Source organism: Streptomyces rhizosphaerihabitans, assembly GCF_025399795.1.
GTDB classification, from domain to species: Bacteria; Actinomycetota; Actinomycetes; order Streptomycetales; family Streptomycetaceae; genus Streptomyces; species Streptomyces rhizosphaerihabitans.
The window spans coordinates 18,913-43,716 of sequence record NZ_JAODTZ010000021.1 but is presented as its reverse complement, the minus strand read 5'-3'; the positions used below and the strand labels follow the sequence as shown (position 1 = coordinate 43,716).

29 protein-coding genes and 1 riboswitch are annotated in these 24,804 nt (G+C 69.8%); of the genes, 17 read left to right on the top strand and 12 right to left on the bottom strand.

What is annotated here, in order from left to right:
• Positions 1-56: 56 nt before the first annotated feature.
• The 5 genes from N4G66_RS21695 to sigK form a co-directional block, all read right to left on the bottom strand.
• Complete coding sequence (locus N4G66_RS21695) at positions 57-416, bottom strand: zinc ribbon domain-containing protein YjdM (protein WP_261705812.1); 360 nt, start codon at positions 414-416, stop codon at positions 57-59.
• 283 nt (positions 417-699) lie between these two features.
• On the bottom strand, positions 700-2,217 hold the full coding sequence (gene glpK / locus N4G66_RS21690; protein ID WP_261705811.1) for a glycerol kinase GlpK: 1,518 nt from the start codon (positions 2,215-2,217) through the stop codon (positions 700-702).
• A gap of 24 nt (positions 2,218-2,241) precedes the next feature.
• The gene (locus tag N4G66_RS21685; RefSeq protein WP_261705810.1) at positions 2,242-3,084 is read right to left on the bottom strand and encodes an MIP/aquaporin family protein; all 843 of its coding nucleotides are present in this window, start codon (positions 3,082-3,084) and stop codon (positions 2,242-2,244) included.
• Positions 3,085-3,316: 232 nt separating this feature from the next.
• Entirely contained in the window at positions 3,317-4,063 is a 747-nt protein-coding gene (locus N4G66_RS21680; RefSeq protein WP_261705809.1) for an anti-sigma factor, read from the bottom strand.
• Positions 4,063-4,656, bottom strand: coding sequence for an ECF RNA polymerase sigma factor SigK (gene sigK, locus N4G66_RS21675; protein WP_261705808.1), 594 nt, complete (start codon positions 4,654-4,656; stop codon positions 4,063-4,065). Before sigK ends, N4G66_RS21680 begins: the two co-directional genes overlap by 1 nt.
• Positions 4,657-5,135: 479 nt before the next feature.
• On the opposite strand from sigK, the gene N4G66_RS21670 reads away from it, so the two are divergent.
• From N4G66_RS21670 to N4G66_RS21650, 5 genes are all read left to right on the top strand, one after another.
• Positions 5,136-5,492 carry a hypothetical protein gene (locus N4G66_RS21670; protein ID WP_261705807.1) on the top strand — a complete coding sequence of 119 codons (357 nt, stop codon included), beginning with the start codon at positions 5,136-5,138 and terminating at the stop codon, positions 5,490-5,492.
• A gap of 142 nt (positions 5,493-5,634) precedes the next feature.
• Positions 5,635-5,994, top strand: a complete 360-nt coding sequence (locus tag N4G66_RS21665; protein WP_261705806.1) for a DUF6204 family protein — start codon at positions 5,635-5,637, stop codon at positions 5,992-5,994.
• Between the two features lie 60 nt (positions 5,995-6,054).
• Positions 6,055-6,513 (top strand): MarR family winged helix-turn-helix transcriptional regulator, encoded by a 459-nt coding sequence (locus N4G66_RS21660; protein WP_261705805.1) that lies wholly within the window; start codon positions 6,055-6,057, stop codon positions 6,511-6,513.
• A 252-nt stretch (positions 6,514-6,765) separates the two neighbouring features.
• Complete coding sequence (locus N4G66_RS21655) at positions 6,766-7,524, top strand: IclR family transcriptional regulator (RefSeq protein WP_261705804.1); 759 nt, start codon at positions 6,766-6,768, stop codon at positions 7,522-7,524.
• A 91-nt stretch (positions 7,525-7,615) separates the two neighbouring features.
• Positions 7,616-8,860 (top strand): PP2C family protein-serine/threonine phosphatase, encoded by a 1,245-nt coding sequence (locus N4G66_RS21650; protein ID WP_261705803.1) that lies wholly within the window; start codon positions 7,616-7,618, stop codon positions 8,858-8,860.
• Between the two features lie 90 nt (positions 8,861-8,950).
• Here N4G66_RS21650 and N4G66_RS21645 read toward each other — a convergent pair whose 3' ends face one another.
• Positions 8,951-9,586, bottom strand: a complete 636-nt coding sequence (locus N4G66_RS21645; RefSeq protein WP_391858850.1) for an expansin EXLX1 family cellulose-binding protein — start codon at positions 9,584-9,586, stop codon at positions 8,951-8,953.
• Between N4G66_RS21645 and N4G66_RS45940 the strand changes: the two genes are divergently transcribed.
• Positions 9,579-9,785 (top strand): hypothetical protein, encoded by a 207-nt coding sequence (locus N4G66_RS45940; protein WP_391858849.1) that lies wholly within the window; start codon positions 9,579-9,581, stop codon positions 9,783-9,785. The two genes, N4G66_RS21645 and N4G66_RS45940, sit on opposite strands and share 8 nt — an antisense overlap.
• 313 nt (positions 9,786-10,098) lie before the next feature.
• Here the strand turns inward: N4G66_RS45940 and N4G66_RS21640 are convergent, their stop codons facing one another.
• The 3 genes from N4G66_RS21640 to N4G66_RS21635 all read right to left on the bottom strand — a co-directional run bounded on the left by N4G66_RS21640 (position 10,099) and on the right by N4G66_RS21635 (position 11,755).
• A complete protein-coding gene (locus N4G66_RS21640; protein WP_315903670.1) occupies positions 10,099-10,341 on the bottom strand; it encodes a hypothetical protein in 243 nt (80 codons plus the stop codon).
• Positions 10,342-10,481: 140 nt separating this feature from the next.
• A complete protein-coding gene (locus N4G66_RS45680) occupies positions 10,482-10,841 on the bottom strand; it encodes an MFS transporter (RefSeq protein ID WP_315903676.1) in 360 nt (119 codons plus the stop codon).
• A 44-nt stretch (positions 10,842-10,885) separates the two neighbouring features.
• Positions 10,886-11,755 (bottom strand): MFS transporter, encoded by an 870-nt coding sequence (locus N4G66_RS21635; RefSeq protein WP_315903669.1) that lies wholly within the window; start codon positions 11,753-11,755, stop codon positions 10,886-10,888.
• A 131-nt stretch (positions 11,756-11,886) separates the two neighbouring features.
• Here N4G66_RS21635 and N4G66_RS21630 point away from each other — a divergent pair, with 131 nt between their 5' ends.
• Positions 11,887-12,177: a hypothetical protein gene (locus tag N4G66_RS21630; protein ID WP_261705801.1), complete on the top strand. Its 291-nt coding sequence runs from the start codon at positions 11,887-11,889 to the stop codon at positions 12,175-12,177.
• Between the two features lie 119 nt (positions 12,178-12,296).
• Here the strand turns inward: N4G66_RS21630 and N4G66_RS21625 are convergent, their stop codons facing one another.
• Together N4G66_RS21625 and N4G66_RS45935 are read right to left on the bottom strand one after the other, a co-directional pair.
• Complete coding sequence (locus N4G66_RS21625) at positions 12,297-13,088, bottom strand: glutathione S-transferase family protein (RefSeq protein ID WP_261705800.1); 792 nt, start codon at positions 13,086-13,088, stop codon at positions 12,297-12,299.
• A 111-nt stretch (positions 13,089-13,199) separates the two neighbouring features.
• The gene (locus N4G66_RS45935) at positions 13,200-13,265 is read right to left on the bottom strand and encodes a putative leader peptide (RefSeq protein WP_355773383.1); all 66 of its coding nucleotides are present in this window, start codon (positions 13,263-13,265) and stop codon (positions 13,200-13,202) included.
• A 36-nt stretch (positions 13,266-13,301) separates the two neighbouring features.
• Positions 13,302-13,409, bottom strand: a riboswitch (SAM riboswitch).
• Between the two features lie 499 nt (positions 13,410-13,908).
• On the opposite strand from N4G66_RS45935, the gene N4G66_RS21620 reads away from it, so the two are divergent.
• From N4G66_RS21620 to N4G66_RS21575, 10 genes are all read left to right on the top strand, one after another.
• Positions 13,909-14,913 carry an amino acid ABC transporter permease gene (locus tag N4G66_RS21620; protein ID WP_261705799.1) on the top strand — a complete coding sequence of 335 codons (1,005 nt, stop codon included), beginning with the start codon at positions 13,909-13,911 and terminating at the stop codon, positions 14,911-14,913.
• A gap of 134 nt (positions 14,914-15,047) precedes the next feature.
• Positions 15,048-15,812 carry an amino acid ABC transporter ATP-binding protein gene (locus N4G66_RS21615; RefSeq protein ID WP_261705891.1) on the top strand — a complete coding sequence of 255 codons (765 nt, stop codon included), beginning with the start codon at positions 15,048-15,050 and terminating at the stop codon, positions 15,810-15,812.
• Between the two features lie 203 nt (positions 15,813-16,015).
• Entirely contained in the window at positions 16,016-17,035 is a 1,020-nt protein-coding gene (locus tag N4G66_RS21610) for an ABC transporter substrate-binding protein (RefSeq protein WP_261705798.1), read from the top strand.
• Positions 17,036-17,126: 91 nt separating this feature from the next.
• Complete coding sequence (locus tag N4G66_RS21605; RefSeq protein ID WP_261705797.1) at positions 17,127-17,900, top strand: GNAT family N-acetyltransferase; 774 nt, start codon at positions 17,127-17,129, stop codon at positions 17,898-17,900.
• A 110-nt stretch (positions 17,901-18,010) separates the two neighbouring features.
• Positions 18,011-18,127, top strand: coding sequence for a putative leader peptide (locus N4G66_RS21600; RefSeq protein ID WP_261705796.1), 117 nt, complete (start codon positions 18,011-18,013; stop codon positions 18,125-18,127).
• Positions 18,128-18,200: 73 nt separating this feature from the next.
• Positions 18,201-19,445 carry an LLM class flavin-dependent oxidoreductase gene (locus tag N4G66_RS21595; RefSeq protein ID WP_261705795.1) on the top strand — a complete coding sequence of 415 codons (1,245 nt, stop codon included), beginning with the start codon at positions 18,201-18,203 and terminating at the stop codon, positions 19,443-19,445.
• A 19-nt stretch (positions 19,446-19,464) separates the two neighbouring features.
• Entirely contained in the window at positions 19,465-20,841 is a 1,377-nt protein-coding gene (locus N4G66_RS21590; RefSeq protein WP_261705794.1) for an NtaA/DmoA family FMN-dependent monooxygenase, read from the top strand.
• Positions 20,838-21,959: an LLM class flavin-dependent oxidoreductase gene (locus tag N4G66_RS21585; protein WP_261705793.1), complete on the top strand. Its 1,122-nt coding sequence runs from the start codon at positions 20,838-20,840 to the stop codon at positions 21,957-21,959. Before N4G66_RS21590 ends, N4G66_RS21585 begins: the two co-directional genes overlap by 4 nt.
• A gap of 14 nt (positions 21,960-21,973) precedes the next feature.
• Positions 21,974-23,101, top strand: coding sequence for an MsnO8 family LLM class oxidoreductase (locus N4G66_RS21580; RefSeq protein ID WP_261705792.1), 1,128 nt, complete (start codon positions 21,974-21,976; stop codon positions 23,099-23,101).
• 127 nt (positions 23,102-23,228) lie between these two features.
• A complete protein-coding gene (locus N4G66_RS21575) occupies positions 23,229-24,383 on the top strand; it encodes an NADAR family protein (RefSeq protein ID WP_261705791.1) in 1,155 nt (384 codons plus the stop codon).
• Here N4G66_RS21575 and N4G66_RS21570 read toward each other — a convergent pair whose 3' ends face one another.
• Entirely contained in the window at positions 24,384-24,749 is a 366-nt protein-coding gene (locus N4G66_RS21570; protein WP_261705790.1) for a YciI family protein, read from the bottom strand.
• Between the last annotated feature and the right edge of the window lie 55 nt (positions 24,750-24,804).

Genomic DNA, 24,804 nt, shown 5'->3' with positions numbered 1-24,804 from the left:
GCTAAATTTTGCAATTCAGCAATACACTGCCGCCTCGGTCACCCGTGAGTCACGGATCAGGCCTTCTTGACCACGCTGGACTTGAGCTGCATCGCCCCGAAACCGTCGACCTTGCAGTCGATGTCATGGCCGTCGACGCCGTCGACCAACCGGATACTGCGCACCTTGGTGCCGGCCTTGATCCCCGAAGGGCTCCCCTTGACCTTGAGCGCCTTGACGACAACCACGCTGTCGCCGTCCTGCAGCACGTTGCCGACAGCGTCCTTGACGACCCGTTCCCCGGTGGTGGCCCCATCCTCGGCACCGCTTTCGGCGGGAACCCATTCGTGGCCGCACTCCGGGCACACCACAAGGGCGTTCATCTCGTAGGTGTATTCACATGAGCACGTCGGACAGGGAGGAAGATTTTCGTTCATTCCGTCAGCGTATCCGGCCCTGGCCCTCGGGCGGCCCGTAGCTCCCGCCTGCGGGATTCCGGCCACGCCGACGAACCGAGTGGCCTCGCGGCACTCGGCGCAGTGCTCGGCCGGCCGCATCGCGTGGCCCTGGCCGCGGTGTCCAAGTGCCGGGACGAGATGTGTACAGGGGGCCCGGGGCCGCGTTCAGCCCCTGACGCGATACGCGCCAGGGGCTGAACGGAGTGTCCTTCGGTCACCAGCGTGATCGACCCTCGGTCGCCCGCGTGATCGACGGGCCGGTCTATTCCACTTTCGCCCAGTCGAGTGTGCGCTCCACCGCCCTCTTCCAGTCCGCGTACCCCTGTTGACGCCGGTCCTCGGACCACTGGGGCTCCCAGCGCTTGGACTCCTGCCAGTGGGTGCGCAGTTCGTCGGTGTCCTTCCAGAAGCCGGTGGCCAGACCCGCCGCGTAACAGGCGCCGAGCGCGGTGGTCTCGGCGACGACGGGACGGCTGACCGGTACGCCGAGGACGTCGGCCTGGATCTGCATGCACAGGTCGTTGGCGGTCACGCCGCCGTCGACCTTGAGCACGTCGAGATGGACTCCGGAGTCCTGCTCCATGGCCTCGACGACATCACGGCTCTGGTAGCAGATCGCCTCCAGGGTCGCCCGGGCCAGGTGGGCGTTGCTGTTGTACCGGGCGAGGCCGACGATCGCGCCGCGGGCGTCGGAGCGCCAGTACGGGGCGAACAGACCCGAGAACGCCGGAACGAAGTACATCCCGCCGTTGTCCTCCACGCTGCGGGCCAGCGTCTCGCTCTCGGCCGCGTTGATGATGATCTTCATCTGGTCACGCAGCCACTGCACCGCGGATCCGGTGACCGCGATGGAGCCTTCCAGCGCGTAGACGGCGGGGCTGTCACCGAACCGGTAGGCGAGGGTGGTCAGCAGGCCGTGCTGCGAACGGACCAGCTCCGTACCGGTGTTGAGGACCAGGAAGTTGCCCGTGCCGTAGGTGTTCTTGGCCTCGCCGGGCGCGTAGCAGACCTGTCCGACGGTGGCCGCCTGCTGGTCGCCGAGCACACCGGTGATGGGGATGGGGGCGCGCAGCGGCCGGGAGGTGCGCGTCGTACCGAACGCCTCGCGGTCCGACGAGGAGTTGATGCTGGGCAGCATGGCTCGCGGTACACCGAAGAAGCCCAGCAGTTCGTCGTCCCAGTCGAGGGTTTCGAGGTTCATCAGCATGGTGCGGCTGGCGTTGGTCACGTCGGTGGCGTGGATGCCGCCGTCGGGGCCGCCGGTCAGGTTCCACAGGACCCAGGCGTCGGTGTTGCCGAAGAGGGCGTGGCCCGCTTCCGCCGCTGCGCGGACCCCGTCGACGTTCTCCAGGATCCACTGGATCTTGCCGCCGGAGAAGTAGGTCGCCGGCGGCAGACCCGCCTTGCGGCGGATGACGTCGCCCTGGCCCGAACGTTCCAGGGCCGCGGCGATGGAGTCCGTCCGGGTGTCCTGCCAGACGATGGCGTTGTAGTACGGCCGGCCGTTGCGCGGGTCCCACACGACGGTGGTCTCGCGCTGGTTGGTGATGCCGATCGCCGCCAGGTCCTCGGCGGTCAGGTTGCCGTGCCGCAGGGCGTTCTGGATCACCGAGTTCGTGCGTTCCCAGATCTCCACCGGGTCGTGCTCGACCCACCCGGAGCGCGGAAGGATCTGGGCGTGTTCCAGTTGATGCTTCGCCACCTCGTTGCCGGCGTGGTCGAAGATCATGAATCGGGTGCTGGTGGTCCCTTGGTCCACCGCGCCCACGAAGTCAGCCATGGGTTGCCGCCTCTGCTGGGGGTGTCAGTCCTCGGGAACCGGGACGCGTCCCGCGGGTTCGGGCTCAGCCGTCGGCAGGAACCGGCCGATGAAGAGCTTGTAGATGCCTGCGCCGAGCACACCACCGATCAGGGGGCCGATGATCGGCACCCAGAAGTAGAAGTTCCCGTACTGATCTCGCCATGCCCCTCCGTATCCCGTGAGGAAGCTCGCCAGCCGGGGACCGAAGTCACGGGCCGGGTTGATCGCGTAGCCCGCGAGGGTGCCCCAGGCCATTCCGATGCCCACGACGACCAGGCCGATGATGAACGGGGCCAGGTTCGCGCCCGGCGGGGTGTTGAGCAGGTCCGTGATGGCCATGATCAGCAGCAGCAGGATGGCGGTGCCGATGATCTGGTCGCGGAACGCGCCCCACTCGTGGACCGGCAGGTTCGGGTTGCCGTTGGCGGGCAGTGTGGAGAACACGCCCTGGGTTTTGATGGTGTGGCCGGGGTCGGCCTTCGCCAGCGCGTCCGTGTAGTTCCAGCGCACGATCAGCGCCGCCACGAAGGCTCCGAGGGTCTGGGCCACCACGTAGGGAGCCACCTTGCGCCACGGGAATCCCTTGAACGTGGCCAGGGCGACCGTCACCGCGGGGTTGAGGTGCGCGCCGCTCAGCCGTGCCGCGACGTAGACGCCCATGATGACGCCGATACCCCAAGCCCACGCGATGCTGTCGTGGTTTCCCAGACCGCCCGGTGGCGTCGTGAGGGCGCCGCCGGCGACCACCTGGGCCACCACGCCGCACCCGAAGAGGATGAGAATCATTGTGCCGAGGAATTCGGCGGACATTTCGCCGATCAGCCCCGACTTAAGCCGCCCAACCATGGAAGCCCGCTTCCCGCCGGTCCAGGACCGGCCGTTGACCGCCGCCCGAGCCCTCCCTCACATCAGCATAGAATGATCAAGAGTGAAGCGCATCAAAAAGATAAATATCCTGTTTTGATGCTCCTTGTGATGGATGGGGTCGGTCGAGCGAGCGGTGGATCGGTTCTCCCCCTCGGCGTCGTCGGCACGGACACGGTTGGCATGGGCACGGTCGGCGCGGACGCGGGAGGTGTCAGGCCGGCACCGTGACGATGCCGAGAGGCTCGCTGGTCGGCTGTCGCGACCCGCCCGCCGGCTCGGCCGTGATTCCCACGGCGCTGACGTCGTCCAGGGAATCGCGGAGCACCCGCGCTTGCCCGCCGCCGGAGCCGGGGAGAAGACCCGCCGGGCGAAGGCCGCCGGTCTTCGCGGCGTACCAGAGTTCGTAGACCTGGTCGTCGCCGAGCCGTGGAAGGTCCGACGCGATGAAGGCGCACCGGTCCTGCGCGCGCGAGGCGACCACGCTGATCTCGGATCCGTCGCGCAGCTTCTGCGTGCTGATCGTGGCGTCCCGGGCGGTGAGGATGTCGGTCAGGGCGGAAGCCTGTGCCTGCGTGCGGGTGGTTTCGGTGCGGGCCTCGTCCGCCTGGATGTGCTGCCACGCGGCGAGGCCGCCGAACGTGGCCGCGAGGACGAGGCACGCGGCCAGGGCCAGGCGCAGCGCCCGCTGACGGACCGGAAGGCCGTGCGGACGGTCGCGGGGGAGGCGCTCCTGACGCGTGTGGGCGATCCGGTCGAGGACGCGTCGGCGCAGCTCGGGGGAGGGGTCCGCTTCCTCGGCCGAGGCGAGTCGCAGCGTGACCTCGGACAGCTCCGCCACCTCGGCCCGGCACGCCGCGCAGCCGGCCAGATGGTTTTCGAAGGAGACTTCCTCGGCCGCCGGCAGGGCGTGCAGTACGTATGCGCCCACGAGCTGGTGCGGGTCTTCGTCGGCGGTCATCACCTGGCCTCCAGACATCTGCGGAGCAGGCGCAGCCCTGAGCGCATCCTGGACTTCACGGTGCCCGCCGGAGTGGCCAGACAAGCGGCCACCTCCAGATAGGTCATGCCCTGGTAGTAGGCGAGCACCAGCGGTACGCGTTGATGCCGCTCCAGGGCGGCAAGGCAGCTCCGGACGCGATGGTGATCCTCGTGCCGCTCCACGGTCTCGGCCACCTCGTCGAAGGGCCGGTCCTCCGCGAGCAGCGCGCTGTGCCGTTCGCGCGCGGCACTGGCCTGGACGTACCGGACCCGGTCGACGGCCCGCCGGTGCGCGAGCGTGAGGACCCATCCCCGGGCGGTTCCGAGTTCGGGTCGATAGCGGTCCGCGGTCCGCCAGATCTCCACCATCACGTCCTGCGTCACCTCCTCGGCCTGCGCCTCGTCCCGCAGCACGCGGCAGATCAGGCCTTTGACCGGCCGCGCGAGGGCGTCGTACACGTCGGCGAACGCGTCATGGTCGCCCTCCGCCGCGCGCTTGAGCCGGGCGTCCAGCCACGCCTCCGCCGAGGAGTGCCGCCGGGAACCGTGTCCGTCCTGGCCGGTCTTGGACATCGCTCACAGAATCCGTCCGTTGCTTCCTTCTCGCCTTGCCTGTTCGGCTCGACTCTCCGTCGTAGCGGCCTCCTCCGCAGCGCGACGGGGCCGTTCGCCGACGGGGTGCGCGCAGGTGATGACGCCGAAAAGGCCGCGTCGTCCGGAGCCGCCGGCGTCCGGAGCCGTTGAGGCAATGGGCGTCGACACCGTGTATCCGTAGCCACCACGCCCCGCGTATGAGCCGCGGGCGCCGCGAAGTCCTCACGCCGGGCGCCGTGGGCCCGGCGCACCCGGAGCACCGGCCCTGTCCACTGTCCTCCCGAAAACTCGTACCAAAAACTTACGGAGGTCTATCCTCATACGTACCTTTCGTAGCTCCGAATGCCTTATGTCCCGCACATCGAGGGCCTTGGACCGTTCCGACAGCTTCGGCGCGAACTCCCGTGACACCGGCTCCCGTTGCGCACGTCCATCACATTTCGAGGGAGGTGAGTCCGATGACCACACACATCAGCACCCGGCGCCTGCTCGCGGGTGCGGCCGCGACAGGCCTGCTGGCGGGCGGGGCCGCGCTGGGCCTGTCCGGTTCCGCCGCCGCGACCACGGCACCTTCGCCCACGCCTTCGGCGACCGCTGACCATCATGGTCACCACGACCGCTGCGAGTGGAAGAAGGGCCACTGGCAGAACAAGTGGGTGCCCGGACACTGGGTCAAGAAGTGGGTCCACCAGGACACCTGGCACCACGGCCATCACAGCCACGGCTGGATGCAGAAGTGGGTCTACGTCCCCGGCCACTGGGACCACGTTTGGGTCAAGGGCCACTGGGACTGCAAGCACCATCACAACCACTGAGTGCTCCGGTCGAGGTGTGAGGACCGGGCGCGGCCACTCCGCTCCCGGTCCGCCCTCGCCGGTTCCGGCGTTGTGCGCGCCGACGGCGGGCGCACCGGAAACGTGGTGGAACGGGGCCGACCCCGTTGGTTAGGCTCGCCCGATGACCACACGCACTTTCCGTATCACCGTTCGCGGTGTCTTCGACGGGCTCAGCACTGACCAGCGCGCCGAACTTCTGTCCCGCGCGTCGGAGCATGACGTCCTGCAGGCGGCCTTCACCCCCGAGGGGCACCTCAGCTACGACGTGGCCGCCCGGCCGGCCTTCACCTTCCGCTTCCTGGACTCAGGGGAGGCGGAGGAGGACATCCTGGACGCGGTCGAACGGGCGGAAACCGCCGCGACGGCCTGGCTGACCGGGCGCGGCTACGGTTTCAAGAGGCTCAAGTCCCAGGGTGAGGACCTGTCCCAGGCCCCCCTCGGCAAACGACAGCGGCGGGCCATCGCCCAGAGCACCCCCTGATCCCTCGTACTTCAGGGGGTCTTACGCTCGAGATATGCTTGAGTAGTCAAGGAGGTGTCAATGAGTAGGGGACTGGACGCGGCACTGCGCCTGGTGAGGGCACAGGCCGCCCTGATGAAGCGGTTCGATGCGGGCCTGGGCGGACTGCACGGGGTGAGCCTGGCCGACTTCACGATGCTGCTGCGCCTGTCCGAGGCCCCGGGCGACCGTATGCGCCGGGTGGATCTGGCCGAGGCGCTGGGGCTGACAGCCTCCGGTGTCACCCGGGGTCTCGTGCCCCTGGAGCGCATCGGCCTGGTCCGGCGGGACGCGGACGCACGTGACGCGCGGGTGGCCTATGCGGCGCTGACGGAGACCGGCCGGGAGCGGCTGGCCGACATGCTCGTCACCGCCGAACACGTCGCCGAGGACATCTTCGCCGAGCCGCCGTGGACCAAGGAGGAGGCGGCACAGCTCGCCGGCCTCCTCAGCCGCCTCGGCGGCACCGGGTTCACCCGGCGCGAGCCCGGCGGCGCCTGAAACGTGCCGCTGCCGGTCTCGGACAGACCGTCCAACGGGTGGTCTGTCCGAGACCGGCAGCCGGCGAGACCGGCAGCCCGCGATGCGGATGCGGCGATGGTGTGACCGCGGCGGTTGCGGGGTGAGGGGCCACTCCGGGTCCGTTACTCCGAGGTGCTGCCCCGGAACACCGTGCCGCAGCCGGGGGCGCCGTTGGGGTTGCGGGTCCTGTGACGCCTTGCCTGTCTCGTGACCTCGGCGCACGCTGGTGGCATGGGAGCTCGCGACGGGCCGACGCTCATCACCTCCGTTCAGCGGGCCTTCCGCTTGCTGGAGGCGGTGAGCGCGCACGAGAACGGCGCGCCCGCCAAACAGCTGGCGCGCGAGACCGAGCTGCCTCTGGCCACCGCGTATCACCTGTTGCGGACCCTCGTCCACGACGGATACATACGCAAACTTGACGACGGCGGATTCATCCTGGGTGACAAGATGCAGACGTTGCAGACCCAGGGCCGCGGGCAGGCGCTGCTCAGCCGTGTCCGTCCCACGCTCGCCGCACTGCGTGACGAGCTCGCGTCCGCCGCCTACCTCACCTTCTACGAGGAAGGCGAGATCAGGGTCGCCGAGATCGTCGACGGGCCCCGGGCGCCCCGGGTCGACCTCTGGGTCGGATTCGAGGACGCGGGGCACGCGACCGCGCTGGGCAAGTCCGTCCTGCGCGAACTGGACGAGGAATCCCGCAACGACTACCTCGCCCGGCACGCCCTCGCCGACCTGACACCGCGGACCATCACCAGCCGACCGGAACTGTTGCGGCGCCTGGCCTCGTCGCCCGTGGCCCCGGCCGTGACCGACCTGGAGGAGTACGCCCTCGGCACGGTCTGCGTCGCCGTACCCGTTTACTGCGGGGACACGCTCGGCTCGCTCGGCGTCTCGCTCCCCGCCGAACGTCTGCCCCGGCTCGAGGCGGTCCTGTCGCGGCTGATCCCGACCGCAAACCGGGTGACGAGGAGCCTGTCGCTCACTATCTGAAATCTCTGTGCTTGTGGCGCACGCCTCGAACGTCTTTCCTGTATTAATCGGACATTTCAGGGATGAACCCAGGTGAGGACTGCGGACGAACATGAGTCAGGCCCGAGAGCACCGTAGCGAGCACTGGCCGAAACGGACGTTCAGGAACCGAGGCGTCGGTTCCTGGGCGGCGGTCCGCAAGCGCGCCGCCCACCTCGCCTTCGGCACGCCGGTGCTGCCCTTCCTGATCGTCGGCGCCATCGTGCTCGTCGACCTGGCCGGCGGAGCAGGAATGATCTGGCTGCCGTTGCTGGCCGCCGGACCCGCGCTGGCGGTCACCACCAGCCGACCGTACGGAGTTCTCTGCGTCGGTCTTCTGGCCGCGGTGCTGAGCGTGATCCTCGGCATCCGGGACGGTGTCCCGGGCGGCGAGCTCGCGGCCGTCCTGTCCGCCCTGGCGGCCGTCACCCTGGCGAGCGCTCTGGCCAGTGCCCTGCGCTGGCGCCGGGAGCGGGTCCTCGCGGCCGTCCGCTCGGTCGCGGAGGCCGCACAGCACGCCCTGCTCGCACCCATACCGTCGAGCGTCGGACCGTTCCAGGTGGCCGTCCGCTACAGCGCCGCCGCGGCGGAGGCACGGATCGGTGGCGATCTCTACGCGCTGGTGCCCACGCCGTACGGAGTCAGGATGATCATCGGCGATGTCCGCGGCAAGGGGCTGCCTGCCGTGGGCACGGCCGCACTCGTGCTCGGTGTCTTTCGCGAGGCCGCCTACGACGAGCCCGATCTCCTCGCCGTCGTCGGCAGGATCGAGCGCAGTCTGGCGCGGAACCTGGGATACGACGACTTCGTGACCGCCGTGGTCGCCGGGTACCCGGAGCCGGGCCGGCTGGAGGTGGTCAACTGCGGACACGCGCCTCCGCTGCATGTCCGCGCGTCCGGGAGCGTTTCGTCGGTCGACCCCGTCAACCCCACACCGCCCCTCGGTCTGCGGGCCCTGACGGGTGAGGCCCCGAGCCTCCAGGTGCTGCCGCTGGCCGACGGTGATCAGCTTCTGCTCTACACCGACGGGGTCACCGAGGCCCGCGACCACGGCCGCGAGTTCTACGCCCTCGCCGAAGGGCTGGCACGGCATGTGTCCGACGAGCCGGCGTCCACTCTGGCCGCGCTCGACGCCGAGCTGCAGGCCCATGTGGGCGGCCGCCTGCACGACGACGCGGCCCTGCTCCTGCTCCGCAAGCCGGCCGTTCCCGAGCCGGCATCCGCGGTCGTCACAGGAGGTGGCTCCGTAACCCTCCCCTCCCCGCCCCGGCCGCCTGCTCCGGGCGCGGGTGTGAGCTGCGGCAGGAGCGCGGAGTAGCCCTTTGGAGGTGTCACCTTCACATGGAGGTGACACCTCCACCTCGGCTGTGCCCCTGCGCGCGACTGCCGGCAAGCCCTTCGGAACGGGTCAGTGCCGGGCGAACTGGACCCGCGTCGGTTGCACGGTGCCGGGTCGCAGCGCGATTCCGTCGACGGCCAGGCGCTCACCGTAGATGTCGGTGATCCTGATCGCGCCGCCGCATCCGCCGCCGTTGTCGGCGAGGAAGTAGTTGTAGTCGGTACGGGGCAGCTGCCGCCATCCGCCGGTGGTGCGGAGTTCGAGCCGGGCCACCGGATTCCGGTGGCCGATCACCTGGACCGCGCACCACCAGCGGCTGGATCCGGTCTTGTACCGGACCGCGATCGTGTCGGAGGCGCTGGGGCTCAGCAGCTTCCACGTGATCGGGATCCGCCCGGCCGCGGGATTCGCGAGACGGGCGAACGCCTGTGCGCTGAGGTCGAGCTGCCCCGGGGCGCAGCCCACCGGGCATTCATTGGTGATCCGGACGGTGACGGCCGCACCGCCGGCCGCGCGGACGACGACGTACGCTCCGCACGCCTTGGACGTCTCGTAGTCGGTGTGGTTCATCGCGGCGGTCATGAGGTCGTCGGTCGGGCCGTAGGAACAGGCACCGTCGCCCGATCCGGCGTCGTAGGCGGTGGCCACTCCCCGGTAGCCGACCCCGGGGCGGATCCGTCCCGCCAGCGAAGCCGTCGTGGACACGGTCCGGGAGGTGTTCGAGGCCGACGGCCGCACCGGTGCGGTGGTGGCACCGGCCGCCGCGGTCGGGGAGGTCTTCGAGCTCGGCGACCGCGGTGCCGTGGGGGACGCCGATCCGGCCGGAGCCCTCTGGTCGGGCGTCGCGGTCCTCTGGGAACCGGCGCCGGCCGAGGCCGCGGCGTGCCCGGCACCGGCTGGGTGATCGGGGCGGAACGCCAGGACAAGACTGACGAGAGCGCCCACCGCGATCAGCGCGATCGGGGTGACGGTCGACAGCCTGAGCCGGTGCCCGCGCCGCCGCGCGGCCTGCCTCGTTGCCTTCATGCGCATCCGTTCCGAGGATCGAGCCGATGGTGTGTCCCACAGTGGCCGCGGGAAGCCAGAAGGTTGCCGCCCGATTCCGGGCCCGCGCTCGACCGGGGAAGATTCACCGAAGGCTCCGCCCGCCCCGTACGCCGACCGCCCCTGTGCGTTGCGGGCGGGTCATGTCTACTACGGAGGACATGTTGACGGGGTCACGTCGACCGTATGCGGCCGGCCCGCTGCTGGACCCGGACCCACCGTTGGCCCCAGGCCCGGCCCGGCACCTCGACGCGACGATGGGTCAGCACCGAGAGCGGCAGCGGCACGGCGAAGAACGCCGCTTCGAGTACGAGATCGTCCTGCCGGTACCGTCCGATCACGCTGTCGCTCACCGCGAGCAGGACCGCATGCACCAGGCAGACCGAGTAGCTGATCGTTCCCGGCCCGGTCAGCACGCTCGGGAACCTCCGGCGGCGCAGCGCAAGCCCGGCACCGGAGGTCGGCACGGCCAGCAGGAAGGCCGTGATCCAGCCGCGCCCGAGGAGCGCCGTAACTGCCTTTCCGCATGGCCGGTTCGGTATCCGGGCCGAGGGAATCAGCCGCCGTCGCGTGCCCGGGTGCCCACCGTGCTGCGGGCACTGACGGCGGTTCCGGGAAGGAGGACCGCGGCAGTGAGTCCGAGGAGGCCGAGGACGGCGAGCGTGACCATGGCCGCGGCGTAGGAACGGGTGGTGAATCCGGCTACGAGGATGGTGCCGGCGACGGCGGTGCCCAGCGAGGAGCCGAGGTTGGACACACTACGGGACAGGCCGGAGATCTCGCCCTGCCGGTCCTCGGGGAAACTCGACTGGACGATGTTGACCGACGGGGTCAGCATCACGCCCAGGCCCAGTCCGACCAGGAGGAGCCCCGGAGCGAACGCCCAGGGGCTCGAGAAGCTGTTGACCATGGCGATCAGGACGACGACGCCCGCGATCGTGACGACGAACCCCGCGATGATCAGGGTGCGTCGGGGCGGCGCCGGGCGAGGCGTTCGGCGGCCAGGGAGGTGGCGAGCAGACCGAGGGTGGCGGCGGTGAAGATGACGCCGGTCGCGATGGTGTCGTAGCCGCGCACCACTTGGAGGTAGGCGGCCACGGTGAACGACGACCCCATGAGCAGCAGCCATTGGATGTTCTGGGTGATGAGGCCGAGGTTGGACGTGCGGTTGCGGAACAGGCTGGTGGACAGCAGCGGTTCCTTGCCCGCCGCCTCGCGGGCGCGCACGGAGCGGAAGAACCACAGCAGCGTCAGCGCACCGAGGGCGAGCAGGCCGGTCATCAGCCAGACGTTGTTGTCGGCGGCCAGGATGCCCATGACGATGAGGACGAGGCCGGTGGCCGAGAGGACGGCTCCGACGGTGTCGAAGGCGCGGGTCGGATCCGGCGGGAGCGGGTCCTCGATGTGCCGGCTCAGCATGATGATCAGCGCGATGACCAGGGCCTGGAACACGAAGGCGGCCCGCCAGCTGATCCACGAGGTGATGAGCCCGCCGATGAGCGGGCCGGCCGCCGCGCCGATGCCGCCCAGCGCCATGACGACTCCGAAGGCCCGGGCGCGGGAGGTCATGTCCTGGAAGAGGAGCGTCGTGAGGATGTAGACGGGCGGGATGAGCAGAGCTGTTCCGACGCCTTCGAGAATCGAGTTGCCGAGGATGAGGACGCCCAGGCCGGGGGAGGCGGCACTCAGCAGGGCGCCGAACCCGTACACCGTCAGGCCGGCCAGGAAGCAGCGCTTCCGGCCGTAGCGGTCCGTCAGCTTGCCGCCGGGAATCATCAGGGCGGCCATGACGAGCAGGAAGATCGTGATCGCGATCTGCACACCCTGCACGGTGGTGTCGAGCTCCTGCGCTCATAGGCTGCGCCGAACGTCGGCGGATCGCACGTGGACGGGGGCGGACCGGTGGACGGTCCCGGCACGTGCTGCGTGTTCTGTGCGGTGGGCATGCGTTGGTTCCGGGGATGGGACAGAGTGTGGTCATGGGGCGCCTGTGGATGACGTGGTCGATCGAGGGAGTCGGATCGGCCGGCCAGAACGTCGCTGACGTGGAGGCGGCCTGCCGTGCTCTGGTCGGCTCCGTCGAGCGGTCCCGGCGTGCCTTCGATGTGCCGGAGCCGTGGGAGGAGCTCCGTGAGTCGGCGCTGATCCTCCAGGACCAGATCCTGGGCTCGGGGCGCGAGGTCCTTGACCAGGGCCGGCAGTGGACCTCGACTCTGAGGGGCGTGAGCATCATCCTGATTCCGCGCGACTGAACGGACCGGACGCCGGGCCCGGCGTCCGGTCCGTTCAGCCATCCGTGCGAGGCGCGCGGTCACCTGCCCGGCCGGGCGCTCGGCAGGGTGGAACCTCCCCCTCGATCCCGCCGGGAGTGTCAGGCGCCGGCCGTGACGGGCACCGCTTCGCTGCCGCCCCGGAAGGCGGGCTGGTCGCCCAGACGGCGTACGTAGTCCTGGAGCCGGGGATGCGTGCCGAGGATGTCGGACGGGTCCAGTCGAGTGAGCGCCACCCACACGTCCACGTCCGCCGCCGTCAGGTCTTCGCCCAACACATAAGGCATCGCGGCGAGTTGGCAGTCCAGGAGCTCCAGGGCGGCCGAGAGCCCAGAGGGCTCGGCGGCCGGGGTGACGTCGCGGTCCAGCAGGTCGCGCAGGGCCTCGATGTCCGCGGTGAGGGCCGGCGGGCACAGTGTGGAGGGGCGGCCCGCGGTGTGGCCGGAGAGCAGCCCGGCGAGATCGCGGAGGATGTCCGGCGTGTGGTTGCTGACGATGCGTCCGCTCCATCGGTCGCACAGCGCGGGTGCCGTCAGCGGTCCGTCGTAGTGGTGCTCGGTGGCTTCATAGGCACGGCGCAGTGAGGCGAAGGCGTCGGGTGTGCCGGCGGGGTGCGCCAGGACTGTGGTGGCGACCGAGTCCTTCAGGCCGAGCAGTTCGAGGGTGATCGCGATGCGCTGCGAGAGCGAACAACTCTCCGACAGATACAGCTCGTAGCGGTGCGGTGCCGGGTAGAAGCCGCCGGCCAGACCGACGCCGATACGGCTGTGGGCGCGGTGGGGGAGGGCGGACGTCGTCGTGGCCGCCGTGAGGCGCAGGCTCGAAGGGAACGAAATCTGGTCACAGGGGCGCGAGTTGGCCGTACCGGAAGTCCGCGAAGCTGTCTCGGGCATGACTCTCCCTTGGGGAACGAGGAAGCCACCGCCGCCTTGTGGGCATCGGCGGCCTACTGCGGATTGACTGCGCTGGTCGCACCGGTCCGGATCTAACGGACCGGCTACGGATCAGTAAGCGCTGGAGACACGCAACAGATCGATGTGCAGGCGCCTCGTCAAGCCGCTTTTGGGCATTCCCACCGGTCCCGACTCCGGGGCTCGCGAGACGCGAGACCACGCTTGCCCCACCGCACCGGCGGGACCCGGTCGTCACCCGGGGCACCCCGTCGCGGTGGAAGGGTTGCCTGTCAGCGAGCCGGGGCCGATGACCACATGAGCGGGCGAACCCGCAGCGTGGGCGCTGACAATCGTGACTGTCCAGGCCAGTCTCGGTGTGTGCTGAGGTGCCGTCAAGAAGGCCGGGAGCACGGTCTCACCTGGTGGTCACCCTCATTGACATTCTTTTCGGGGCAGGCCTAACGTGCGGCCCACAACGAGATGCCTCCGGGCCGGAGAAGTGATGGTGACGGCGATGTACGCAGCTGACGGGACGGCCGCATGGCGGCGCCTCGGCCGCGACGTGCTGTGCGCCGACCGCTCCGTCGACCTGCTGCGTGTCAGCAGCGCACTGTGTACGGGCGCGTGTCGCCCCCTCTGCCAAGGCTGACGGCTCTTCTTCCGAGTCTCTGACGAACACCGCTGTCGCGGTGTGCCCCTTCTCTCCGTCCAGCCCCCGTTCCACGTGCACCCGTGCGTCGGTTCGCGCTGAGCCGTTCCGGCTCCGCGTCGTGCTGCCGCTCGCCGTGGTCCGGGGTGTCCGCATCCGCTGGAGCTCTCCATGAGTCAATCTCCCGGCGCAGCTGTGTCCTCCGGATCAGCACCGCCCGCCGAGGCGATCCCCCGTCCCGACGTCCCCGCCGCGCCGAAGCCCCTGGCCGCTCAGCGGGTCCTTCCGCTCCGGCGTCCCGGCCGCTGGATCATCACGGCCGTCGTGCTCGTGCTGGTCGCCCAGATCGCCCACGGCCTGGTGACCAACCCCTTCTACCAGTGGGACCGCTTCCAGTACTGGTTCCTGCGCCCGACGATCCTCGACGGCCTGCTCATCACTCTCGAAGTCGCCTTCTACAGCGCGGTGCTGGGATTGCTGGGCGGCATCCTGCTGGCGCTGGCCCGGCTCTCCCCGAGCCCGGTGCTCCGCGCGGTGAGCTGGGTCTACACCTGGCTGTTCCGGTCCGTCCCGCTCATCGTGGTCCTGCTGTTCCTCTACAACTTCAGTGCCCTGTACCGGACGTTGAGCGTGGGGGTGCCGTTCGGACCGGCCTTCTTCACCTTCGACGAGTCCCGCATCGCCACCGACATGGCCATCGCCGTCATCGGACTCAGCCTCAACGAAGCGGCGTACGCCTCGGAGGTGGTGCGCGGCGGCATCCTCTCGGTCGACCAGGGTCAGCACGAGGCGGCTTCCGCGCTGGGTCTGCCCAAGCGGTACCAGTTCGCGAAGATTGTTTTCCCGCAGGCGCTGCGCTCCATCACCCCCAACTATGTGAACCAGCTGATCGGCCTGATCAAGGGCACCTCACTGGTCTTCTACGTGTCCCTGCTGGACCTGTTCGGCTCCGTGCAGAGCATGGGCAGCACGTACCCCGGCGACATCGTGCCGCTGCTCCTGGTCGCCACGGCCTGGTACCTGATCCTGACCAGCGTCGTGTCCGTCATCCAGTTCTACGTCGAGCGGTACTACTCGCGGGGTGCGCTGCGCACCCTCCCGCCGACCCCGTTGCAGAAGGTACGGAACGGTCTGCGCGAAGTGCGGGCCCGGGTCCGGAGGGAGACGGCGATATGAGCGGCGAAGCGCGTCGGACGACGGTGAAGACCAGGACGGATCCGCAGGAGCAGGAGCAGGAGCAGGAGCAGGAGCAGGAGCAGGTGACGGGGACGGGGACGGCTCCGGCGGCCGAGGTCATCGGAGCGCTCGGGATCCAGCCGGCCGCGGTCGAGGTGCACGACGTGCACAAGTGGTACGGCGCCCACCATGTCCTGGACGGAGTGGAGTTGACCGTCCGGCCCGGGGAGGTCACGGTCGTCCTCGGACCCTCCGGATCCGGGAAGTCCACCCTCCTGCGGGTCATCAACCATCTGGAGAAGCCCGAGATCGGCCATGTCAGCCTGAACGGCGAACTCATCGGCGTCCGCAGGCACGGCGAGCGTCTGAAGGAACTGGGTGAGCGCGTCATCCTGGGCCAGCGCAGCCGCATCGGCTTCGTCTTCCAGAACTTCAACCTCTTCCCGCACCTGACCGTGCTGGACAACGTGGCCGCGGCTCCGGTGGCGACCGGAAAACTGTCCAGGCCCGAAGCCCGGCAACTGGCCCGCGATCTGCTCGCCCGTGTGGGGCTGGCGGACAAGTCCAGTGCCTATCCTCGGCAGTTGTCGGGCGGGCAGCAGCAGCGGGTCGCCATCGCCCGCGCCCTCGCCCTGCGGCCGGGGGTCATCCTCTTCGACGAGCCGACCTCGGCACTCGACCCCGAACTGGTCGGCGAGGTGCTCGCGGTCATCAAGGATCTGGCCAGAAGCGGCACCACCCTCGTCATCGTCACCCACGAGATCGGCTTCGCCCGTGAGATCGCCGACCGGGTCGTGTTCATGGACGGTGGCCGCATCGTCGAACAAGGCCCGCCCGCACAGGTGTTGGACCATCCGCAGCAGGAACGCACCAGGGACTTCCTGAGCAAGGTCCTCTGACCCGCACGCCGACGGCGGACAGCGAGGCACCTGTCGGCACCGACCTCGGTCCCCTCCGCGGGCACGCGTTCGGCGTAGCACCTCCCAGCACGAGCTCCGGAACTCGCCATCCGCCGTGAGCCGTTACGCACCACCACCCGATTTCGCGGCCCGCCGGGACCGCGCCCCCACACCCGCACCGCACACACCCGACAAGGACAGCCATGCGCACGCTCCCCCTGAACAGCAGAATTCTTCGCGGCGTCACCGCCACCGCGGCCGTCGCCTCCCTCGCCGCCGGGCTCGCCGCGTGCGGGGGTGACAGCGACGCCGCCACCACGACCGAGGCCGCCGGCACGGTCACCGTGGGACAGCTGTCCAACGGGGCCGCCAAGCCGACCGCGCTCAAGGTCTCGGAGGTGAAGTCGATCAGCGCCGAGCTTCCCGCGTCGGTCAGCAAGAGCGGCAAGCTGGAGATCGGCGTAGGCGCCCTGCCCGAAGGCTTCCCGCCGCTGGCGTACGTCGGCGAGGACCAGAAGACCCTCACCGGCGCCGAGCCCGACTTCGGCCGCTTGATCGCCGCCGTCCTCGGCCTCAAGCCCGAGCTTCGGAACTCCACTTGGGAGAACATGTTCGTCGGTGTCGACAGCGGCAAGGTCGACGTGGCCTTCGCCAACATCACCGACACCGAGGAGCGCAAGAAGAAGTACGACTTCGCCTCCTACCGCAAGGACAACGTCGGCTTCGAGGTGCTCAAGAAGAGCACCTGGAACTTCGACGGCAACTACGAGAACCTCGCCGGGAAGACCGTCGCCGTCGACAACGGCACCAACCAGGAGAAGATCCTCCTGGAGTGGCAGACGAAGCTGAAGAAGGAGGGCAAGACCCTCACCGTCAAGAGCTACGCCAGCAAGAACGCCGTCAGCCTGGCGCTGACGGGCGGCAAGATCGACGTCTACTTCGCCGCCAACCCGGGCGTCGCTTATCACATCACGCAGACTGCCAAGTCGCCCAACCCGACCCGCAGCGCGGGCACGTTCTCCGGTGCCGGTGCCACGATCCAGGGCCTGATCGCGGCGACCACCAAGAAGGACAGCGGGCTCGCCAAGCCCATCGCCGACGCGATCAACCATCTGATCAAGAACGGTCAGTACGCCAAGTGGCTCGCCGCCTACAACCTCTCCAACGAGGCCGTCGACACCTCCCAGGTCAACCCGCCCGGCCTGCCGCTCGACAACTCCTGAACCAGCGTCCACCTCAAGGGACTCCGCGGCACCGCGGCGGAGTCCCGGGGCGCCTCCGGCCGCGTTCCAGATACGGAGAACCCGCACCGCCATGTCCACCAGTCTCCACCCCGTCCTCTCCCCGAGCCCGGCCGCACCGCACATCCTCGACAACGCGGCGTGGGCCGCGCTGACCGGTCCGCACGCCCACCTCGCCGAGCGCGTCGGCCGGGCCGCCCGCTATCCCACGGACGTGGCCCCGTTCACCGCCCTCGACGCCCCCGACGACCCCCGCTCGTGGGCCGACCTGGCCGAACTCGCCGGTCCGGGCGCGGTCGTCGCGGTCACCGCGGTCGAGGCGGTGCCCGAGGGCTGGGCGGTCGAACAGAGCGGCGACGGAGTCCAGTTGCTCGCCACCGCGCTGCACTCCGAGCCCGCGCCCGAAGCGGTACGGCTCGGCCCCGCCGACGTGCCCGAGATCCTCGACCTGATCGCCCTCACCCGGCCGGGCCCCTTCCTGCCCCGTACCGTCGAACTCGGCACGTACCTGGGCATCCGGGAGGACGGTCGCCTGATCGCCCTGGCCGGCGAACGCCTGCGCCCGCCGGGCTGGACCGAGATCAGCGCGGTGTGCACCCATCCCGGTCACCGCGGCCGGGGCCTGGCCACACGCCTGGTCCGCGCGGTCGCGGCGGGCATCAGGGAACGCGGCGACATCCCCTTCCTGCACGCCGCCGCCGACAACACGAACGCGATCCGGCTCTACGAGTCGATCGGGTTCACCCTGCGCCGCCGGACGCGGTTCGTGCTCGTCCGCACGCCCGGCGGAGAGCAGGGCGCGTACGAGAGGCGAAAAGAATCCGGGATGCCGGAAGAAAGGGCATAGCCGTGCGGTTGTGCTTGTCCAAGGCCGTGTGGCGCCCCGTCGGGTACCCGCGAGGGCCGGGCGGACCAGGAACCCCGGAGCACCGGGCCGAAAGGGCGGAGGTGAGGCACATGCGTCGCGTGTCCCGCCGCCGCGCGCCGAGGCCGCTCTCGCCCCGCCGCCTCCACCTGTACGGCCGGCCGCACATCGATCTGCTGCGGGTCGCCGGCGCGCTCTGTCGCCCCTGACCCGATCCCACGCAGCCCCGCCCCGTTCGCCGGGGGCGGGCTTCCTCGTACGGTCGATCAGGAAGGCACCTCCGTGTCCTCGTCACCAACACCCCTGCACCTCGCCGTCGCGCTGGACGGCGCGGGCTGGCACCCGGCCGCCTGGCGCGAGCCCGTGGCCCGCCCCCGCGAACTGCTGACCGCCGCCTACTGGACCGGCCTGGTCGCCGAGGCCGAGCGAGGTCTCCTCGACTTCGTGACGATCGAGGACGGACTCGGCCTCCAGTCCTCCTCGCTCCACGGACCGGACGGGCGCACCGACCAGGTCCGGGGCCGCCTGGACGCCGTCCTCATCGCGTCGCGGATCGCGCCGCTGACCCGCCACATAGGCGTGGTTCCGACCGTGGTGGCCACACACACTGAGCCGTTCCACATATCCAAGGCGATCGCCACTCTCGACTATGTGAGTTCCGGCCGCGCGGGCCTGCGTGTGCAGATCAGCGCACGCCAGAACGAGGCCGCGCACTTCGGGCGCCGTACGATCCCGCCCTTCCGGTTCGAGGACTACGACACCCCCGCGGTGCAGGAGGTGGTGACCGACCTCTTCGACGAGGCCGCCGACCACGTCGAGGCCGTGCGCAGGCTCTGGGACAGCTGGGAGGACGACGCCGAGATCCGGGACGTCGCGACCGGCCGTTTCATCGACCGCGACAAGCTGCACTACATCGACTTCGAGGGCGGGCGCTTCAGCGTCAAGGGCCCCTCCATCACTCCCCGGCCGCCGCAGGGCCAGCCCGTCGTCACAGCCCTGGCCCACGCGACGATCCCGTACCGGCTGGTGGCGAGGGCCGCCGACGTCGGCTACGTCACGCCGCACGACGCCGACCAGGCCCGCGCCATCGTCCAGGAGATCCGCGCCGAACAGGACGCGGCCGGCCGGGCCGGCGACACCGTGCATGTCTTCGGGGACCTGGTGGTCTTCCTGGACGACGACCCGGGGGCCGCCGAGGCCCGCCGGGAGCGGCTGGACGCGCTGGCGGGCGAGCCGTACACCAGCGACGCGCGCATCTTCGCCGGAACACCGGTCCAGCTCGCCGATCTCCTCCAGGAACTGTCCGCCGCGGGGCTCTCCGGCTTCCGGCTGCGGCCCGCCGTCGTAGGACACGACCTTCCCGCGATCACGCGCGGCCTCGTGCCCGAACTCCAGCGCCGGAACGTCTTCCGGAACGCCTACGAGGCCGACACTCTGCGCGGCCTGCTCGGGCTCGCCCGCCCCGCGAACCGCTACTCCCCCGAGCTCGCCGAGCAGGGGGCGTCCCCAGCCGCCACGACCGCCTGAGCCGGAAGGACCCCCGACCATGAGCAAGCCGCTCAAGCAGATCCACCTCGCGGCGCACTTCCCCGGTGTCAACAACACCACCGTGTGGAGCGACCCCGACGCCGGCAGTCACATCGAGTTCAGCTCGTTCGCGCACTTCGCGCGGACCGCCGAGCGCGCCAAGTTCGACTTCCTGTTCCTCGCCGAGGGCCTGCGCCTGCGTGAACAGGGCGGCAAAATATATGACTTGGACGTCGTGGGACGGCCCGACACCTTCGCCGTCCTGACCGCGCTCGCCGCCGTCACCGAACACCTCGGCCTGACCGGCACCATCAACTCCACCTTCAACGAGCCCTACGAGGTGGCCCGTCAGTTCGCCAGCCTCGACCACCTCTCCGACGGCAGGGCAGCCTGGAACGTCGTCACCTCCTGGGACGCCTTCACCGGCGAGAACTTCCGCCGCGGCGGCTTCCTGCCCCAGGAGGAGCGCTACTCCCGGGCCAAGGAGTTCCTGGCCACGGCGAACGAGCTCTTCGACTCCTGGCACGGCGACGAGATCATCGCCGACCAGGAGACCGGCACCTTCCTCAGCGACGCCAAGGCCGGAGCCTTCGTCCACCAGGGACAACACTTCGACATCGAGGGCCAGTTCAACGTCCCGCGCTCCCCGCAGGGCCGCCCGGTGATCTTCCAGGCCGGAGACTCCGAGGAGGGCCGCGAGTTCGCCGCCGCCGGCGCCGACGCCATCTTCAGCCGGTACGCCACCCGCACAGAGGGCCAGGCTTTCTACACCGACGTCAAGGGACGCCTCGCCCGGTACGGCCGACGCCACGACCAGCTGCTGATCCTGCCCGCCGCGACGTTCGTCCTCGGGGACACCGACGCCGAGGCCGAGGAACACGCCCGTGAGGTACGGCGCGCCCAGGTCAGCGGCGCCACCGCCATCAAGCACCTGGAGTTCGTCTGGAACCGTGACCTGTCCTCGTACGACCCGGACGGTCCGCTGCCCGACATCGACCCGGACCTCGGCGAACACACCATCGCCCGGGGCCGCGCCCAGGTCCGGATGTACCGCGACCCGCTGGCCACCGCCCGCGAGTGGCGGGAGCGGGCGGCCGCCAACAACTGGTCCATCCGCGACCTCGTCATCGAGACCGGGAACCGGCAGGCCTTCGTCGGCAGCGCGGCCACGGTCGCCGAGACCATCAACGACTTCGTCCAGGCCGACGCCTCCGACGGCTTCATCCTCGTCCCGCACATCACGCCGGGCGGCCTGGACTCCTTCGCGGACACCGTCGTCCCGCTCCTCCAGGAACGCGGCGTCTACCGCACGGACTACGAGGGCAGCACCCTGCGCGACCACCTCGGCCTGGCCCACCCCGACGCCGAGGCGCCGGCCGGCCGAGTGGCGTCATGAAGTTCCTGGCGATCACCCTGATCGTGCACGCCCCGCATCCGGTCACCGGGATCCAGAAGCCGACGAACGACCGCTTCCGTGAAGTGGTCGACAACGCGCTGCTCGCCGAGGAACTGGGCTTCGACGGCTTCGGCGTGGGGGAGCGGCACGAGCGTCCGTTCATCTCGTCCTCGCCGCCCGTGGTCCTCAGCCACATCGCCGCGCTCACCTCGAGAATCCGGCTGTTCACCGCGGTCACCACGCTCAGTCTTCTCGACCCGGTGCGAGCCTACGAGGACTACGCGACGCTCGACCATCTGTCCGGCGGACGACTGGAGTTGATCGTCGGCAAGGGGAACGGCGGCGCACAACGGGAGCTGTTCCAGGTCACCACCGAGGACCAGTGGGACCGCAACGCCGAGAGCTACGAGGTGTTCCGCCGGATCTGGCGGCAGGACAAGGTCACCGCGGCGACCCGCTTCCGCCCGGAACTCAAGGACGCCGAGGTGTGGCCCCGCCCCCTCCAGCAGCCCGTCCGGGTCTGGCACGGCAGCGCCACCAGCAAGGAGTCGGTCGATCTGGCCGCCCGCCACGGCGACCCGCTCTTCTCCGCCAACGTCACCAACCCCATAGAGCCGTACGCCGAGTTGATCCGCCACTACCGCGAACGCTGGGAGTACTACGGCCACGATCCGGCCGGCATCGCGGTCGGCGCCGGGACGGCGGGCTTCTACGCGGCGCGGACCTCCCAAGAGGCGCTCAACGCCTACCGGCCCGTCTTCGAGGGAAACCTGGCGTTCCAGAAGCGGCTCGGTCTGGAGCCGGTGTTCACCTCGCTGGAGGACTTCGTGGAGCGCAGCTCGGCACTGATCGGCAGTCCCCAGCAGATCATCGACAAAGTGCACCGGTATCACGCGGAGTTCGGGCACAGCGTGCTGCATCTGCACGCGGACGCCGGAGGGCTGACCGACCGTCAGCACCGTGACTCGCTCGAACTGTTCCAGTCCGCCGTCGCGCCCGTGCTGCGCCGCGAGATTCCCGATCCGCCGTTCCCGTGGGAGCCGGTCCTCGGGTCGTCCGAGCCCGCGCCGGAAGCCGTACCCGCTCTCGAACCCGTCCGCACATCCGCCGAGCGCTGAGGAGGCCTCCGCACATGTCCGACATCCCTCTCGGCGTCCTTGATCTCGTTCCGATCTCCTCCGGCTCCACCGCCGGCGACGCCCTGCGCAACTCCATCGATCTGGCCCGGCGGGCCGAGAGCCTCGGGTACGCCCGCTACTGGTTCGCCGAACACCATCTCAACCCGGGCGTGGCCGGAACCTCGCCCGCCGTCGTCCTCGCCCTGACCGCCTCCGCGACCTCGACCATCCGCCTCGGCTCCGGTGCCGTGCAACTCGGCCACCGCACCGCCCTGTCCACGGTCGAGGAGTTCGGCCTGATCGACGCGCTGCACCCCGGGCGCCTCGACCTGGGCCTCGGGCGCTCCGGTGGCAAACCGTCCGGCCCGCCCTCCGTCCCGCCCGTGACCGCGACTCCCGTGGTCGACGGCCGCGCCCCGAACGGACTCCGCATTCCACCCCGCTTCTCCTTCGAACACCTTCTGGGCTCACCGCGGGTCGCCGTCCAGCGCGCCCTCCTCCAGCAGCCCAACGCCCAGTCGCAGGACTACGGCGAGCAGATCGACGACATCCTCGCGCTGCTCGCGGGCACCTACCGCTCGGCGGACGGCACGCAGGCGCGCGCCGTACCCGGTGAGGGCGCGGACCTGCAACTGTGGATCCTGGGCAGCAGCGGTGGGACCAGCGCCGAGGTCGCGGGCCGGGGCGGGCTCAGGTTCGCGGCGAACTACCACGTCAGTCCGGCCACCGTGCTGGAGGCGGTGGACGGCTACCGCGCGGCGTTCCAGCCCTCCGACGTCCTCGACAAGCCGTACGTCAGCGTGTCCGCGGACGTCGTGGTCGCCGAGGACGACGAGAGGGCCCGTGAACTCGCCACGGGATACGGCCTCTGGGTCCGCAGCATCCGTACGGCCGAGGGTGCCATCGAGTTCCCCACGCCGGACGAGGCGCGCGCCCACGTCTGGTCGGACGCCGACCGGGCACTCGTCCAGGACCGTCTCGACACCCAGTTCGTCGGCTCACCGCGCCGCGTCGCCGACCAGCTGGAGCAGCTCCAAGAAGCCACCGGAGCCGACGAGTTGCTGATCACGACCATCACCCACGGGCACACGGACCGGGTGCGGTCGTACGAGCTGCTGGCCGAGGAGTGGCGCGTGCGGTGAGCCGGCATCGGCCGAGAGACGGCCGGAGCAGCGAGCCGTGAACCCCGTGCCCGGGACTCCGGGCACGGGGCCGTCACATGAGCACCCGCGCGCACCCCTCGCGGAGGACAGGCGATAGCGTGCGCCCATGACTTGGCGGGGACCGACCTATCGGATGGTGGACGGAGAGAGGATCGACGGGGCCTGGTGCCACGTCTGGCGGCGGTATCGAGCAGATGGTGATTACTACGTCGCCGACCTGATCGTCTTCGCGGACGGGGCGATCACCTGCGGAGAACGCACAGACCTGGCCGGCCTCGGGAGAATGCTGGCGACGGGCCGACTGGCGGTGACCAGGCCTGAGACTCCGCCGCTTCCAGACGAGCCCTCGAAGTGGGCCTCCCGTCGCGGCGAACCGCTCACACCAGAGGGATTTCTTCTGGAAGTCTCCGACCGCATCGAAGAGCTCAACGAGCGGCCGACTGCCGGGCAACGTTGCCGCGATGCGATTCGACGCTTTCAGCAGGAGCCGGCCGAGTCCAGCCGGGCACTTCTCCGAGCGGCATATCTGGCGGTGCCACCGCATCTTCGGATCTATGTCCTCGGAGACATGGACCGTCAGGACCGGCCCTTGCGGATCCTGCTCACGGACATCGGTGAGCCCGTCGACGGCGATGGCCCGGTCGTGACAGCGGAGATGCATCAGGACGTCCTGGACTACTTCAACGCCGGAGATGAGAGAGTCCAGAGCGAGGGAGAGCGGCGAGCCGCCCAGCATTCCGACGATCCTTCAGAACCTGGCCGACCGGCTCTCATCTCCCACGAGACCGTCTACCCCCAGGGCTGGCCCGAGGAACCGGGTCTGTTCATGCTCCGCAACGACTTCCCGGCGCAGATCGTGTTCGCCGGCGAATGCTACGCGTCCGTTCTGCACGGGTATTGGGCATGGGCAGCGGCGGACGACGCCGACAGAAGGAGAATCCGGGACGCGGCCTCCGGCCGGGAGGCACATGACCTGGGCGGTCAGGTGAAGCACAGGACCGACTGGCCGGAGGTTCGCCTCGCGGTCATGGCAGGTCTCCTTTGCGCGAAGTTCACGCAGCACCCCGCACTCGCCCAGGTCCTCGTGTCCACAGAGGATGCCAGGATCAGCTACACCGGTTTCTCGGACTCACCTTTCTGGCGGGACGTGCCCGACGGCCGAGGGCGAAACTGGATCGGACGACTGCTCGAACTGACCCGTTCCGAGCTCGCTGCCCAGCGATTGCTCCGGTTCGAGGAACCCGGCGTTCGAAGCGTGTGATCAGACGTCTCCCATGCCGAACACGTCGTGGATCGGCCGCACCTCGACCGCCACCACGTGGAAGTCGAGTACGCGCTCGGCGACGGCGCGCGCGTACTCGGGGGTCGCGCACTCGATCACGTAGTAGGCGGTGAGGTGTTCGGCGGCTTCCACGAACGGCCCGGCGGCCGCGGCCGGTCCTTCCTCGCTCCATCGCAGAGTCGTGGTGTCCCGCGTATGGGCCGGCCCCGCTCCGTTCAGCAACTCGCCCGAGCCCTCCAGATCCTTGTGGAGGGCTTCATGCCGACGGAACACCTCGGCCCGCTGCTCCGCTGTCATCGCTTCGGTCGCCGCGGGATCGGAGTACATCAGCACCATGTATTTCATGGCTCCATGCCGGCATCGGGGACTGACATCCACGGTGCGGGGCGATGCCGGCGGT